Annotated in this window: 15 protein-coding genes; 6 read left to right on the top strand and 9 right to left on the bottom strand. The window is 36.9% G+C overall.

The window, feature by feature from the left end:
* Positions 1–77: 77 nt before the first annotated feature.
* Both Q0947_RS11695 and Q0947_RS11690 read right to left on the bottom strand, forming a co-directional pair.
* Positions 78–644 carry a GNAT family acetyltransferase gene (locus Q0947_RS11695; protein ID WP_299397507.1) on the bottom strand — a complete coding sequence of 189 codons (567 nt, stop codon included), beginning with the start codon at positions 642–644 and terminating at the stop codon, positions 78–80.
* A 144-nt stretch (positions 645–788) separates the two neighbouring features.
* Positions 789–1,349 (bottom strand): GNAT family N-acetyltransferase, encoded by a 561-nt coding sequence (locus Q0947_RS11690; RefSeq protein ID WP_299397504.1) that lies wholly within the window; start codon positions 1,347–1,349, stop codon positions 789–791.
* A gap of 227 nt (positions 1,350–1,576) precedes the next feature.
* Between Q0947_RS11690 and Q0947_RS11685 the strand changes: the two genes are divergently transcribed.
* Complete coding sequence (locus Q0947_RS11685) at positions 1,577–2,500, top strand: mechanosensitive ion channel domain-containing protein (RefSeq protein ID WP_299397501.1); 924 nt, start codon at positions 1,577–1,579, stop codon at positions 2,498–2,500.
* 29 nt (positions 2,501–2,529) lie between these two features.
* Here the strand turns inward: Q0947_RS11685 and Q0947_RS11680 are convergent, their stop codons facing one another.
* The 3 genes from Q0947_RS11680 to Q0947_RS11670 form a co-directional block, all read right to left on the bottom strand.
* Positions 2,530–2,937, bottom strand: a complete 408-nt coding sequence (locus tag Q0947_RS11680) for an antibiotic biosynthesis monooxygenase (protein WP_299397498.1) — start codon at positions 2,935–2,937, stop codon at positions 2,530–2,532.
* Between the two features lie 169 nt (positions 2,938–3,106).
* Entirely contained in the window at positions 3,107–4,102 is a 996-nt protein-coding gene (locus Q0947_RS11675; protein ID WP_299397496.1) for an alpha/beta hydrolase, read from the bottom strand.
* A gap of 57 nt (positions 4,103–4,159) precedes the next feature.
* Positions 4,160–4,525 (bottom strand): DUF2200 domain-containing protein, encoded by a 366-nt coding sequence (locus Q0947_RS11670; protein WP_299397493.1) that lies wholly within the window; start codon positions 4,523–4,525, stop codon positions 4,160–4,162.
* 243 nt (positions 4,526–4,768) lie between these two features.
* Here Q0947_RS11670 and Q0947_RS11665 point away from each other — a divergent pair, with 243 nt between their 5' ends.
* The gene (locus tag Q0947_RS11665; RefSeq protein WP_299397490.1) at positions 4,769–6,646 is read left to right on the top strand and encodes a radical SAM protein; all 1,878 of its coding nucleotides are present in this window, start codon (positions 4,769–4,771) and stop codon (positions 6,644–6,646) included.
* 9 nt (positions 6,647–6,655) lie between these two features.
* On the opposite strand, the gene Q0947_RS11660 is transcribed toward Q0947_RS11665, so the two are convergent.
* The 3 genes from Q0947_RS11660 to Q0947_RS11650 form a co-directional block, all read right to left on the bottom strand.
* Entirely contained in the window at positions 6,656–7,327 is a 672-nt protein-coding gene (locus tag Q0947_RS11660; protein ID WP_299397487.1) for an RluA family pseudouridine synthase, read from the bottom strand.
* A 107-nt stretch (positions 7,328–7,434) separates the two neighbouring features.
* The gene (locus Q0947_RS11655; protein WP_299397484.1) at positions 7,435–8,028 is read right to left on the bottom strand and encodes an FMN-binding negative transcriptional regulator; all 594 of its coding nucleotides are present in this window, start codon (positions 8,026–8,028) and stop codon (positions 7,435–7,437) included.
* Positions 8,029–8,193: 165 nt separating this feature from the next.
* On the bottom strand, positions 8,194–8,670 hold the full coding sequence (locus Q0947_RS11650; protein WP_299397481.1) for a DUF1569 domain-containing protein: 477 nt from the start codon (positions 8,668–8,670) through the stop codon (positions 8,194–8,196).
* A 143-nt stretch (positions 8,671–8,813) separates the two neighbouring features.
* Between Q0947_RS11650 and radC the strand changes: the two genes are divergently transcribed.
* The 4 genes from radC (at position 8,814) to Q0947_RS11630 (ending at position 12,729) form a co-directional block, all read left to right on the top strand.
* Positions 8,814–9,512: a DNA repair protein RadC gene (gene radC / locus Q0947_RS11645; protein WP_299397478.1), complete on the top strand. Its 699-nt coding sequence runs from the start codon at positions 8,814–8,816 to the stop codon at positions 9,510–9,512.
* Between the two features lie 183 nt (positions 9,513–9,695).
* Complete coding sequence (locus Q0947_RS11640; RefSeq protein ID WP_299397475.1) at positions 9,696–10,997, top strand: polysaccharide deacetylase family protein; 1,302 nt, start codon at positions 9,696–9,698, stop codon at positions 10,995–10,997.
* Complete coding sequence (locus Q0947_RS11635) at positions 10,987–11,676, top strand: YjjG family noncanonical pyrimidine nucleotidase (RefSeq protein ID WP_299397472.1); 690 nt, start codon at positions 10,987–10,989, stop codon at positions 11,674–11,676. Before Q0947_RS11640 ends, Q0947_RS11635 begins: the two co-directional genes overlap by 11 nt.
* 141 nt (positions 11,677–11,817) lie before the next feature.
* Positions 11,818–12,729: a hypothetical protein gene (locus tag Q0947_RS11630; protein ID WP_299397469.1), complete on the top strand. Its 912-nt coding sequence runs from the start codon at positions 11,818–11,820 to the stop codon at positions 12,727–12,729.
* A 1-nt stretch (position 12,730) separates the two neighbouring features.
* Here the strand turns inward: Q0947_RS11630 and Q0947_RS11625 are convergent, their stop codons facing one another.
* Positions 12,731–14,011 (bottom strand): replication-associated recombination protein A, encoded by a 1,281-nt coding sequence (locus Q0947_RS11625; protein ID WP_299397467.1) that lies wholly within the window; start codon positions 14,009–14,011, stop codon positions 12,731–12,733.
* Between the last annotated feature and the right edge of the window lie 77 nt (positions 14,012–14,088).

Below are 14,088 nucleotides of genomic sequence, written 5' to 3'. Positions count from 1 at the left end.
GTGTTTATAGTGGAAAATTGGCAACAGGATTTATTTTTTCACCTACAATTCTGACTACTAATTTATGATAAATACGTTTATGTTAAAACTGAATTTCTCATGTTGAAGGCAAGTGCGATATAATTTTTAGAATTAAATTCGAATTCATCAATAATTTGCCAGCCCAATTTTTTGGTGTGCGCTTTTTCTGAAATGACATTCACTTTGTTGATAAAGGTGATAGAAATGGGATAATTTTTAACGAATTCAAGTCTCATTTCTTCAAAAAGTTGGTTTAAAAGTCCTTTCCCTCGGTAGGCTTCATCTATACAAACTGGGCCGTATTGAAAACTGTTTGATGTTGTAATTTCTTTACCTTCAAATGATAATTGAGGAAAACGGGAGACCATATAATTAAAAATTTCCCATTGCTCAAAATAGCGCCAGCTTCCGGCAAATGCGTAGCCAATTAGAGTCCCAAGTTCATTTTCGGCTATGAATATGCCGTTTTGCTGAATGATTTCTTCAATTTGAGCCGTTGTAAAAGGTGTGGTAACGAATCCTTTTTGCCGCTCTAATTTATTTAAATTACTATAGAGATAGCGTTCTTGCAGCGCTAACACGCCATCAATATCGGCGTTGGTTCCTATTCTGGTGGTAATCATTTTAATTGTTTATTATACACTCGTGTGAAAACACTATGGAATTGTTAGAACATCTAATGTAATGATTATTTGAAATGTCAATATGCAATCAAGAGCGGAATCTTTAGTTTCAAGACTTAACTTCTCGTAGCCTATAGAATTACATCACTCCGGATTTACTTGTAAATGGCTCATCTGTTTACCAACTAATATTTTTTCCCCAACGGATTTGAAACCTAGTTTTAAATAGAGTCTTTCGGCATTCGGATTGTCTTCATCGACTAAAAGTCCGACGGAATGTCCATGTTGATGCACATAAGTCTCAATCACATACTGTAGCATTTTGGCGCCAATCCCTTTACCTTGATGGTTGGGATTGACTCCAAAGGAATCTATATAATATTCGCCTGCTTGCGTTTCATCTTCCGGATTGAAATCCTTGTAAAAGTGAGTGTTGATATATTGAGCTACAGGTTCCCGTAACTTATGGAGCTTTGCACCATCATAAATATTGATGGCCGCAATCACTTCACCATTATCTTCAGCAACAAAGCAATTCTGAAAGGAATATTGATTGTTGGCTTTTTCAACAAAATGCAATAGAAAGGATTTTGCGCTTTCATGATTGTGTTGTCCTATAAATTCATAAATAATGTCTTCCATAGCCAAAAGTAAATAGGTAGCTATAGAAGGTGCATCTGATGCTTCTGCTTTTCGGATAATCATAATTTAAATTTTACTCAGTGATAGCAATTAGTTTTGAGCTGCTATGTGCCCAACGTGATTAATTTGACGCAAAGAAGTAAAGGTAATCTCCTTCTTTTAAATGGGCAGAAATTGTTCTATTTGTTTTAAATAAATGCCAAAAGCCTTATTGTAACATCTTAACGCTTATAAGGTTTCATTATATTCATAAGATGTGTTATTTTCACAAGTCAAAGTAGATATTTCATATGAAACCCCAAAAAAATAATCGTTGGATCGCCATTTACGGAGTTATAGTTATCCTTTTGGTAGCTATGCATTATCTCTTGGACTTAGCATTTTTTGATAGATGGGATGAATACGTTCCTATTTTGAAAAAATTTAGTTTGAGCTTGTTTCTAATCGCTTTAATTTTTCTGATTAGTCGAATTGTTGCCAAGGTGGTTAACACTCAAGACCATCTTGAAGGCGACCGTTATAATCTGTTGCGGATCATCAGATTCCTCTCTATCGTATTCAGTTTAATCGTTGTCACGTCGTTTATATTTCAAAATTTATATGCGGCAGCAGTGAGTTTTGGATTGATTTCCTTGGTGATAGGGTTCGCTTTACAAGCACCTATTGCTTCTTTTATTGCTTGGATTTATTTGATCTTGAGACGTTCCTATTTGGTGGGCGATCGGATTCAGATTAAAGGTTTCCGTGGCGATGTGGTAGAAATAAGTTATTTGGATACGTCAATTTTGGAGTGCAGCGGTGATTATTTAGGTAATGACAGATTGAGTGGAAGAGTCATCCGATTTCCAAATAGTATGATTTTGAGAGAAGAAGTCATCAATTATTCAGGACCGCAAATTCCGTTTATATGGAACGAAACCGCCATTCAGGTGGCTTATACATCAGATTTGCAATATGTGGAAACCTGTTTATTGGACGTTGCCAAACAAGATTTCAATAAGCGTTATCCACAAATTTCTGAGCATAATTATGAACATTGGGAGCCTGCGGTATACTTTAGAAATAATCAGTTTGCATGGATGGAAGCGGTTATTTCCTATCCTGTTGAGCCCACGGATACTACGAATAGGCGTAACCGAATCTTAAAACAGGTTTTACCAATGCTCAACGCTGCTCCGGATAAGGTTCAGTTTCCTGAAGGTACTCAACGATAAATCAATCTTTAATGTGAAGGAATTACGGACTATTTAAATTCCTTTTCCAATTTCCAGAATGAAACCTCAGGCGGTCCATTTAAAAAGTTTCTAGAATCCGCGATGAATTTCTGCAAATGGCTTGTTTGCATATGCTCCGTTGTGTAATAGGTTTCATCGTCCCATTCCTCATATAGGAGAATATTTAATTTATCCTTAGGATCGACATGAAGTTTAATAGAAACAAAGTGCGGTTCATTTTTTACATGTTCGACCAGCTTCGTCAACTCGTTAAACGTTTCAGTTTCTTTATTTGGTTGGGATGTATAGGATACTAAAACGACAATATGGTCGTCGTTTCTGGTGTCAGTTGGCTTAGTGTTTGAATTGCATCCCATGAGCAAAAACACAGCGGCTAGGAGCATTAACTTAGCGGATAATACAAATCGTGCTTTCATAGGAATCGATTTTAAAAGAGACCTATTAAAATTAGTGATTTCTTCGATGCAACGAATGTTAAAATCGCCTGTGAAAGATGTTTTGCAGATAAATATTCAGAAACCAGCTTTCAAGACTTGAATAGTCGCAACTGCCTTATATCTCAGATAGAAAGTATTAGCGCAATTATTATTTCAAGAAAGAAATTAATGGCTTTATGAAGTCACTGAACACTTCAATATGCGGTAAATGGCCTACGTCCTGTAGTTCTACTAATTGAGCGCCAGGTATGCTTTTTTGAGTTTGCTTGCCTAATGTATCATACAAACCCATAGTTTTACTAATCTCAGCAGAAACTAATGGCTTCCCGAGTGCTGTCCTGTCTCGTGTGCCAATTATCAATAATGTTGGTGCTGTGATGTTTTTAAATTCATAGACAACAGGTTGCGTAAAAATCATATCATAGGTGAGCGCAGCATTCCAAGCGATGGTTTTATAATCAGAATTTAAGGTCCATCCCGCCAATAAATTTACCCATTGGTCATATTCAGGCTTCCATTTATTGTCATAATAATTGACGAGCTGGTATTTTTTAATCCCTTCATAACTCGATTTAAGTTCATTTTCATACCACCATTCCACAGGTTTATACGGTACTTTTAATTTCCAATCTTCCAAACCTATAGGATTTTCTAAGATGAGTTTTTCAGTGGTGCTAGGATACATTAAGGCAAATCGTGTTGCTAACATGCCACCCATAGAATGTCCTAAAACGGCTGTTTTGGTAATATTTAAAGTGTCGAGAAGCGTTTTTGTGTTTTGCGCCAATTGCTGAAAGGTATATTGAAAATGATGAGGTTTTGACGATTTTCCAAACCCTATTTGATCAGGTACAATCACACGATATCCTACCTTGATTAAAGCGTCAATAGTTGTTTTCCAATAGGCGCCATTGAAGTTCTTACCATGTAAGAGAACAATGCTTTTTCCATTAAAATTGTCTGGCTTAACATCCATATAAGCCATTTTTAAATCTTGATTTTGAATCTTCAAATCCAACGTTGAGACTTCATAAGGATATTGGTAATTCGCTAATTCAAGATCTAGCAATTGTAAATTAGCGTCTTGAGCGGTTGAATTAAAAACGGTAAAAAGAACTGTGAGTACTGTAAAAATATGTTTCATGATGTTTTATCGGAATCAATTATTGTTGACTTGTTAAGAATCGCGGATTTCGCAAAGCTATTCACTGCGTAAAATTTTCTCCATTTTACGTCTTTTAGCTAATTCATCCACTAATTTATCTAAATATCGCACCTGTTGCGTTAATGGTGTTTCAATATCTTCAATCCGATACCCACATATAACGCCTTTAATAAGGTGTGCATTTGGATGTAATGTTGCTTGTTGAAAAAAGCTCTCAAACGTCACTTTATCATCAATAAGCTGTTGCAGTTTAGTATCATTAAAACCGGTAAGCCAGGCAATTACCTGATGCAATTCTTCTTTAGTGCCACCTTTCTTTTCAACTTTTGTCACATAGTGTGGATATACGGAAGCGAAGGTCATTTTCGCTATACGCTCGTCATGCTCAGGAGTGGTTGTCATAATTTTTGATATTGCTGTTCAAACTTAAAAAGTAAATCTGATTTTAAGGAATCAGACTTAAACAAATATAGCTTTTTATACGTTTTTGAAGGATTATCTAGGGTGTTGTGATAGCAAATTATTATATATCAGAAGTCTAAAGCCTTTTTGTTTACAAAATACTAGATTTATAAAGCAGCGTAAAATTCCAATTATGTGTTGCTATTTGTAAAAGCGTAATCTTACAATCCATATCTTTGCAGCATGCAATCCAAAATTCTTTTTATTACACCACCGTTTACTCAGTTAAACACTGCCTATCCGGCGTCTGCCTATCTTAAAGGATTTTTGGAAGAACATGAGATTGCTGTTGCCCAATGCGATTTAAGTATTGAGTTGTTTACATCCATTTTTACGAGCGATTTTCTGCGTTCTATTTTTAAAGAAGCGAAAGCCTTACGGAATTTCCATTATCCGAAGGTCAGTAAGATGAAAGCGTTGTACATTTCTCGTGTTGACGTGGTTATCAACTTTCTACAAAAACAGGATATCAATACGGCGCATCGAATTTTAGAACCTGGTTTTCTGCCAATCGGGCATCGCTTGGAAAACGTTAATACGAGTATCGTTTGGGCAGAAGGGGAGCTTGGGATTATCGATAAGGCAAAACATTATGGAACCCTTTTTATTGAGGAAATAGGCGATTTCATTCAAGCCAATGTCGATGAGTTTTTTGCATTCACAAAATACGCCGAACAAATTGCGACTTCAGCGAGTAGTTTTGATCAGTTGGACGATTTTTTAAGCTACCAACCAACAATCATTGAAGAGCGTATGTTGGACATTTTAGTCGCTCAAATTGAAGATCAGAATCCTAATTTGGTGTGTTTTACCATCCCTTTTCCTGGAAATTTATTTGCAGCATTGCGTTGTGCTCAGTTTATCAAACAGCTTTTTCCTGATATTCCTGTTGCTTTTGGTGGCGGTTATTGTAACACGGAATTACGCTCTCTTGAAGATCCACGGATTTTTGAATTTGTTGATTTTATTTCTTTGGATGATGGCGAAGGTCCATTGTTGAAAATAGTAAGATTTCTTGAAGGCGCGGTGGATAGCAATGAATTGGAAAGAACTTATGTCTTAGAAGATGATCAGGTGGTTTATAAGAATAAATTGCCAAATACCATTTACCATCATAGAAATTTACTGGCACCTGATTATTCAGGTTTGCCTTATGACAAATTTGTGTCCTTCCTGGATGTTGTCAATCCGATGCATCGCATGTGGACAGATGCTAGATGGAATAAAATGACAATTTCTCATGGATGTTATTGGAAACAATGTTCGTTCTGTGATGTCAACCTCGATTATATCAGGAATTATCAAAATACCACTGCAGCAGATTTAGTCAATAAAATTGAAAAAATCATAAAGGATACCGGTATCACTGGTTTCCATTTTGTTGATGAAGCAGCGCCGCCCAAAATGTTAAAAGCCTTATCGAAGGAATTGTTGGATAGGAACATTAACATCACATGGTGGACAAACATCCGTTTCGAAAAAACCTTTGATGCGGAGCTATGTCAATTAATGGCAAAATCGGGTTGTATTGCTGTCACCGGCGGATTGGAAGTTGCCTCAGACAGATTGTTATCAAAAATGAAGAAAGGTGTGGATATTGCTCAAGTTACCCGAGTGACTCACAACTTCTCAGAAGCAAAAATTATGGTGCATGCCTATTTGATGTACGGATTCCCAACGCAAAACGAGCAAGAAACGATAGATTCCTTAGAAGTTGTAAGGCAGTTATTTGAAAGGAATTGCATTCAGTCGGCTTATTGGCATCAATTCACAACTACCGTACACAGTCCGATTGGTAAGAACCCGCAAGATTTCGGAATACTAATAACCGGACCTGAATTTGAAGGCTTTGCTCAAAATGATTTATACCACGAAGATCCTCAGGGAGCCGATCATCCTAAGTACACAAAAGGATTGAATCTGGCTCTGCATAATTATTTGAATAATGCAGGCTACGATGAAGACTTGCAGAATTGGTTTGAATTCCCTATTCCTTCACCAAGTCATCCTAAGGATTTAATCCAAAGTTTTTTGGTTCCAAAAGCAGCGGAAACAGCTTAAATTTTACTCTTATTTTAGTGAATTGAAGTTCCAAAATTTATTCTTTGGCATAGGCGCTTCGAAAGTTTCGAACTCATTGGAACCAGCTGGTTGGTAGGTGATTTTATAAGCATGAAGACAAACAGAAAGCGGCAAATACGATTGGTCTGAGCCATATTTTTCATCGCCAATAATTGGTGAACCAATATGTGCCAATTGCGCTCTAATTTGATGAAACCGACCTGTTTTCGGTTTTACCTCCAACAAATATCCAAACTCATTTTCTCCAATAACTTCATAGGAAAGACTGCAATCTTGAGATTCTTTCGATTTTGAAGCTACAATATCCGCTCGTTTTTCATGGTTGTTCTTAACGAGAAAATTGGTCAACACCCCTTTGTCTTTTGAGGGCTTATTTTTTACAATTGCCAAATACGTTTTTTGAACATTGCGGCTGCTAAATAGATTATTGAATGCTACAAGTGTGCTCTTTTTCTTTGCGAAAATCATAACTCCACTCGTCACACGGTCTAATCTGTGAATGACGCCTATATAAGGTTTCTTTTTACTTTTTAGAAAGTGGTTTAGAACTTGAGTTTCTACAGTGCATTCCTCATAGGGGCTTTTCTCGCTTATAAGTCCAGCCAATTTATTCACGACAATAATGTCGTTGTTTTCATGTACGATGTCAAGGTTTTGCATGTAGTTGTTTCAATAGTTCGGGCCAAAAATATTACTTTTTAGTCGAGTATACGCTATTTTACAATGAAACCGATGTGAATAGGACTTCCAATATCAATCGAAATCCATCAAAATACGCGCTCTAAAAACGTCTTAATACTTTCCTGATTGGCACGTATCAATTCATTTTTGGCATTCTCAATATCGGATGGCTTTTTGTCTTGAGAGAGTTTAAACTTACCTTCCCATGTAGTGATGTCAATTTCGAAACCCTTTACATAACTGATAAATTGTTCCATTCGAGGATTGTCGGGTTCTAATTTATAGCGATGTTCTGGCGCCTCCAAAAAAGCAGTCATTTCAATCATAGATGCTTTAATGGCTTCCGGATCTTTGATTTCAGTGACTTTTCCTGTAAGATGGACCATGATGTAATTCCATGTAGGTAGTTGGGTGGTGTTATAAATACTTGGGGAAATATAGCATTGCGGACCAGAAAATAAAACAGTCACCTCGTGATTATCTTTTAGCATTGCCGCCTGCGGATTGTACTTATCCAAATGACCGATAAGTTTGCCTTCAGAATAAATTAACGGGAGATGAGAAATTAAAGGCTTGTTGTCCATAACCGATATGAGCGTAGCTAAGGGATAGGTTTTAATGACCTCAATCATGTGATCACGATTGTCGTCTTGGTGCTGTTTTGGAGGATATTGTGCCATGGATTTGGTTTCCGCGAAGATCGACAATTTTATAATTATGTGGTCAAATCCCTTTTTTAAACAATGTGATAATTTCTTGATTTTGATTGGGAGTTATTTTATTTTTCTCCTAAACTCCTAAACTCCTAAACTCCTAAACTCCTAAACTCCTAAACTCCTAAACTCCTAAACTCCTAAACTCCTAAACTCCAAAACTCCAAACTGTGTCAAATGATGATCCAAATGCTTGTATTGCATTTTTCCCCATTGATCCGTGCTGAAGTTTCCAAAATAAGGATGTTTTGGCCAATGCATATTGAGTGCTTTATTGTGAAATTCATTAATCGCTGCTATTAAAAGCACTCTTTCATCTTCAAAATTGTAATTCTCTGTTACCAGAAAATCCTTTGGAGTGGTAGTGTTTTCAGGCCAAGGTTTGTCGTTGTACATTACCGGTTTGTAAAGTTTAAGAACAAGTTTTTTAAAAACCCCTACGTTCTCCGTCAATTCCAGTTTTCCGGTAGCTACCAAAAGCGGCATCTGACAATGTTTTACCATTTGTGCCACATTCATTTTGCCCCACTTGGGCGTCGAGTTTTCCGTCAGACTGTCCACACGCTTCAATACTTCCTGATGTACTTTTTGATCGAATAAAGTGTGCATACAATCTGAATTATTGAATTGGTTCGGAAATTTACAATTTTTATCTTTTTATTTAGTCAAAATGAGCTCTTTTTTGAACGAAAAATGACAGTACTATCCAATTAAGTTTAACTTTATAACAAGTTAAATTCCATATGGTGCTTATGTCAGAAAAACAACCTTCGTTTTCCATAAAAAATTGGTCGCACCATGATCAACCTCGCGAGAAGTTAAGAGATAAAGGAAAAGCAGTCTTAAGTGATGCTGAATTAATGGCTATTTTAATTGGGTCAGGCAGTAGAAACGAGAGTGCTGTAGAGTTGTGTAAACGGATTTTGGCAAGTACCGACAACAATTTAAGTGCCTTAGGTAAATTGTCGCTCAAGCAACTTATGCATTTTAAAGGCATTGGGGAAGCGAAAGCACTTACCATTATAGCGGCGTTAGAATTGGGCAGAAGACGTAGGGGAGAAGAAGCCTTGCAACATTACAAAATTGAGTCCAGTCAATCGGTTTTTGAACTCATGCAGCCTATAATAGGCGAGTTGCCGCATGAAGAATTTTGGATCATCTATTTAAATAATTCCAATAAGGTCATACAGAAAATCCAACTGAGTAAAGGCGGTATCACCGGCACCTTGGTGGATGTGCGCTTGGTGCTTAAAACAGGTATAGAAGTTGGCGCCGTTGGTATTATTTTGGCGCATAACCATCCGTCAGGAACACTGAAGCCTAGTGAGGCCGACAAACAAATCACACAGAAATTAAAAACTGCCGGAAACAGTCTCGATATTAAAATTCTGGACCATCTGATCATTACTGAAAATGCTTTTTATAGCTTTGCAGACGGAGGTATCTTGTGATTCCGAATATTCAATTTTCGTCCGATAACGACATAGCAACTATTTAATCATCTTAAAGAACTATTGCAGATAGAGAGGTTCGTTTCAGAAATATCTGAACAACTTTAATAATCATCCACAAAATTTTTACAGAAACCATACCTAGGAACTTGAAATTTTTAACTTTGGACTTTACAACAGGGAATGCTACTAGTTTACACACATAAAATCACCCCGCGATTAACCTATGCCTTTAAGCATATTAGTCTGCGGATTTTAAACGTTCCTGTCAGTTTTACAACCACTGTTGAAGAGTTTATAGCGCATGACAGTATGAAGATTTCATACACTAAGCAACCGTTGAGCAGTGAGGTTTTTGTCCGTAGTCACGATCTTTTGTTTGAACAGGGAATTTCTGATTTGGACATCAATGTCCAAGATTGGGGGAATACGAAATGCTTCTTTTCAACATCAGATAAAAGCAGTTTGCCGTTTGATATTTTTGCAGCTACATTTTATCTATTAAGCCGTTATGAAGAGTATTTACCTCATGTAAAAGATGAATACGGGCGCTTTTTGGCCACTGAAAGTTTGGCTTATAACAAAGGATTTCTGCATCAGCCTGTCGTTGATTTGTGGGCGTATAAGTTTAAAGAAATTCTGCAAGCACAGTTTCCCGAATTTGAATTCCCAGAAAGAAAATACAATATTCAGCCTATTATAGATGTGCCCGTTGCCTATTATTTTAAGGAAAAAGGGCTGTTAAGGACAGTTGGTGGTACCCTCGGGGATGTGTTTAGTTTAAAATTTAAACAGTTATACCAACGGTATCAATCAATAATGGGGTTTAAGAGAGATCCATATGATACCTTCAAATGGATTGTGACCAAGCAGAAGAACAGCGGGGTTAAATTCATCGTGTTTTTCCTAATTGGCGAATATTCCACCTTCGATAAGAATATCAATATCAATAAAAAACGATTTGTATCGCTCATTAAATATGTGGGCGACTATTGCAAGATCGGTTTAAAGGTGTCTTTTTTAGCTTTGGATGATTTTGCCATGCTCAAAAAGGAGAAATTAAAAATGGAAGCGACTACAAATTATCCGTTAGAAGCATCTAGGCATTCCTTTTCAAAATTAAATTTGCCAGAAACATACCGGAATCTTATTGAATTGGAAATCAGACAGGATTTTACAATGGGCTACATCAATTATATGGGATTTAGAGCCGGTACATGCACGCCATTTCAGTTTTACGACTTAGATTATGAAGTGCAGACGCCATTGCAAATTAATCCGTTTCATTGCGTGGATTATGCCTTGTTAAAAAGACAGTCTTATTTAGATAAAAAGGAAGATTTGCAGCGTTTAATGGATACCGTGAAAAGTGTGAATGGAACGTTTACACCAGTTTTCCATAATTATTCATTTAGCAACTTGGAACGCTGGAAGGGATTTCGAGATTTATTTAGATTAGTATTAGAGTCAGTAAATGAAAAATAAAGCTATTAAACACGTTTTTTTTGATTTGGATCATACCCTTTGGGATTTTGATAAAAATTCGGCATTGACCTTTGATAAGATTTTTAAAATGCATGATGTCGGCGTTAGTTTAGATACGTTTCTGGAGGTTTATGAACCTGTAAATCTAGACTATTGGAAACGTTACAGAAATGACGAAATTGATAAAATGGAATTGCGTTACGGTAGATTACGAGATACTTTTAACACCATTAACTATTCTGTGGATGATGCGTTAATACAGAATCTGTCGCACGCTTATATTGAGCATTTATCAAGTTTCAGCCATCTTTTTGAAGGTACAATGGATTTATTACAATACTTACAGCCTAAATATCAGTTGCATATTATTACCAATGGATTTGAGGAAGCTCAACTTAAAAAAATGAATTCTTCTGCCATAACACCATTTTTTAAAACCGTTACCAATGCTGAGGTTGCGGGTGTAAAGAAGCCTAATCCTATAATTTTTGATTATGCGCTAAAAATTGCAAATGCACAACCAAAAGAAAGCATTATGATTGGCGATAATTACGAAGCTGATGTACTTGGGGCATTAAATGTAGGTTATGACGCCATTTTCTTCAATTACAGAAATGACCAAACTGAACCGCATATCAAACAGGTGAAACATTTATTGCAACTTAAAGATTACCTTTAAATAGTGAATGCTGTTGAGTGCCTTGTGTTTAGTGAGTTTCGCTAAGCCTGCATCTATAAAACTAGAAATCAATCTAAGCGATTGTAATTCTTTTTTCGCACATTATTGTATCTTTATAAAATTAATATATTCAAATATCCTATGAAATCCATCGTAACTATATGTGCCTTTTTAATGTTGTTTAACGTTAAAGGAAATGCTCAAGAAAGCATCAATGCCTATAAATATGTCATTGTTCCTAATTCATTTAGTTTTTTAAATGAACCAGATCAATATCAAATCAACTCCTTAACTAAATTCTTGTTTGAAAAATATGGTTTTACAGCAATTATGGCTGATGATGTGTATCCAGAAGATTTAACAAGCAACCGATGTTTAGGGTTGTTCGCTGATGTAGAAAAACTGAGTGCGTTCTTGAAAACCAAATTACAGGTTCACTTAAAGGATTGTAATAATAAAGTAGTATTTTCTTCAGAAGTTGGCGAGTCTCGAGAAAAACAGTTTGACAAAGTATATAATATTGCCTTGCGCGAAGCTTTCAATAGTTTTGAAACTGTAAATTACAAATACGAGCCTAGTCAAAAAGTAGCATTGAGAGGATCGAAAACTGTTCCTGCAGTTGCTGAAAACACGCAAGCGCAAGAAGAAATTCAACGTTTGCAAAAGGAAGTTGAAGCATTGCGCGAGTCGCGTCTTAAAGAGGAAATTGCCTTAAAGGAAGCAAAAAAAAACACGAAACCTCAAGACGTACAGTCAGAGGTTAAGAAAGAAGTTAAGAAAGAAGTTAAGAAGGAAGTTAAGGAAGTGATTAAAGCTGAGAATATTTCAAACGAAACCCTTCAAACATTCTATGCAAATCCAGTTGCAAATGGCTATACCATTACAGACGCATCTAGTAAAGTGTTGTATCAGTTAGTGTTTTCGGGTAAAGAAGATGTGTACATCGTAAAAGGTCAGGACGCTATTCTTTATAAAATGAATAATACTTGGATTGTAGCCACAGCCAACGATTCAGGTGTGTCTATGAAAACGCTAAACGTAAAATTCAACTAATTTAATATCCGTATTTGGATTTCCATCGTTGCCTTAAAAACTCACGCTGAGATTGCTCCCTGGCATTATTCCCAGGATTATAGAGTTTTGTATTCTTAATTTCGTCCGGAAGAAATTCTTGGGGAGCAAAATTATTTTCGTAGTTATGGGCATATTGGTAGTTGTCGCCGTACCCTAATTCTTTCATAAGTTTGGTGGGTGCATTCCGCACAGATAACGGTACCGATAAATCACCGGTTTCCCGCACCAATTGTTGCGCTCTTCCAATGGCCTCATAAGCGGCATTGCTTTTTGGCGACGTGGCTAAATATGTAGCACATTGACTCAAAATAATGCGCGATTCAGGATGTCCAATGACGGACACTGCCTGAAATGTTGTGTTTGCCATCACCAAAGCCGTCGGATTGGCATTACCGATATCCTCACTGGCTAAAATGAGCATCCGTCTTGCAATAAATTTCACGTCCTCACCACCTTCAATCATGCGCGCTAACCAATACACAGCACCATTTGGATCGCTCCCGCGAATAGATTTTATAAACGCTGAGATGATATCATAATGCTGTTCGCCAGTTTTGTCATACCGCACCGTATTGCTCTGTACTTTTTGGAGCACAGCGTCGTTGGTAATTACAATCTTCTCATTGTCGTCATAAGAAGAAATGATCAACTCAAAAATATTCAACAATTTACGCGCATCACCACCTGAAAGGCGTAGTAAAGCCTCCGTTTCTGAAAGCGTAATGTCACGCTGGGATAGAATGTCGTCTTCAGTAATTGCACGTTGTAAAAGTGCCTCTAAATCTTTTTTATCGAAAGAATTCAGTACATATACTTGTGCTCGTGAGAGTAGGGCGGGAATAACCTCAAAACTTGGGTTTTCAGTGGTCGCACCAATCAAGGTGACCCAACCTTTTTCAACCGCCTCCAATAACGAATCTTGTTGTGATTTGCTAAAACGATGGATCTCATCAATAAATAACAACGGATTTTTCGCGGTAAATAAGCCGCCGCTATGTTTGGCTTTGTCAATCACCTCCCTGATGTCCTTGACGCCAGAATTGATAGCACTCAGCTTGTAGAACGGACGGTTGGATTCATTGGCAATAATATTCGCCAACGTTGTTTTTCCGGTGCCTGGAGGTCCCCAAAAAATCATCGACGGAATCACACCTTGTTTGATGTGTTGCGTTAAAACCCCTTGATCTCCAATTAAATGAGACTGACTCAAATAATCCTTCAAGTACTTTGGGCGTAATCGTTCTGCTAATGGTGCGTTCATGGTGCAAAATTACATCAAATCCTTTACAAAGAGGAATCTCCCATTACAATTTTGGGCATGCCTTTTTTGTGAAGGAC

The organism is uncultured Gelidibacter sp. (assembly GCF_947500795.1).
In the GTDB taxonomy this organism is placed as follows: Bacteria; Bacteroidota; Bacteroidia; order Flavobacteriales; family Flavobacteriaceae; genus Gelidibacter.
The sequence above is the reverse complement of the archived record's forward strand: the minus strand, read 5'-3'. Positions and strand labels throughout refer to the sequence as shown.

Coding starts and splice junctions, on each gene's coding strand:
- Q0947_RS11695 (WP_299397507.1), bottom strand. CDS start 644: ATGATTACCACCAGAATAGGAACCAACGCCGATATTGATGGCGTGTTA.
- Q0947_RS11690 (WP_299397504.1), bottom strand. CDS start 1,349: ATGATTATCCGAAAAGCAGAAGCATCAGATGCACCTTCTATAGCTACC.
- Q0947_RS11685 (WP_299397501.1), top strand. CDS start 1,577: ATGAAACCCCAAAAAAATAATCGTTGGATCGCCATTTACGGAGTTATA.
- Q0947_RS11680 (WP_299397498.1), bottom strand. CDS start 2,937: ATGAAAGCACGATTTGTATTATCCGCTAAGTTAATGCTCCTAGCCGCT.
- Q0947_RS11675 (WP_299397496.1), bottom strand. CDS start 4,102: ATGAAACATATTTTTACAGTACTCACAGTTCTTTTTACCGTTTTTAAT.
- Q0947_RS11670 (WP_299397493.1), bottom strand. CDS start 4,525: ATGACAACCACTCCTGAGCATGACGAGCGTATAGCGAAAATGACCTTC.
- Q0947_RS11665 (WP_299397490.1), top strand. CDS start 4,769: ATGCAATCCAAAATTCTTTTTATTACACCACCGTTTACTCAGTTAAAC.
- Q0947_RS11660 (WP_299397487.1), bottom strand. CDS start 7,327: ATGCAAAACCTTGACATCGTACATGAAAACAACGACATTATTGTCGTG.
- Q0947_RS11655 (WP_299397484.1), bottom strand. CDS start 8,028: ATGGCACAATATCCTCCAAAACAGCACCAAGACGACAATCGTGATCAC.
- Q0947_RS11650 (WP_299397481.1), bottom strand. CDS start 8,670: ATGCACACTTTATTCGATCAAAAAGTACATCAGGAAGTATTGAAGCGT.
- radC (WP_299397478.1), top strand. CDS start 8,814: ATGTCAGAAAAACAACCTTCGTTTTCCATAAAAAATTGGTCGCACCAT.
- Q0947_RS11640 (WP_299397475.1), top strand. CDS start 9,696: ATGCTACTAGTTTACACACATAAAATCACCCCGCGATTAACCTATGCC.
- Q0947_RS11635 (WP_299397472.1), top strand. CDS start 10,987: ATGAAAAATAAAGCTATTAAACACGTTTTTTTTGATTTGGATCATACC.
- Q0947_RS11630 (WP_299397469.1), top strand. CDS start 11,818: ATGAAATCCATCGTAACTATATGTGCCTTTTTAATGTTGTTTAACGTT.
- Q0947_RS11625 (WP_299397467.1), bottom strand. CDS start 14,011: ATGAACGCACCATTAGCAGAACGATTACGCCCAAAGTACTTGAAGGAT.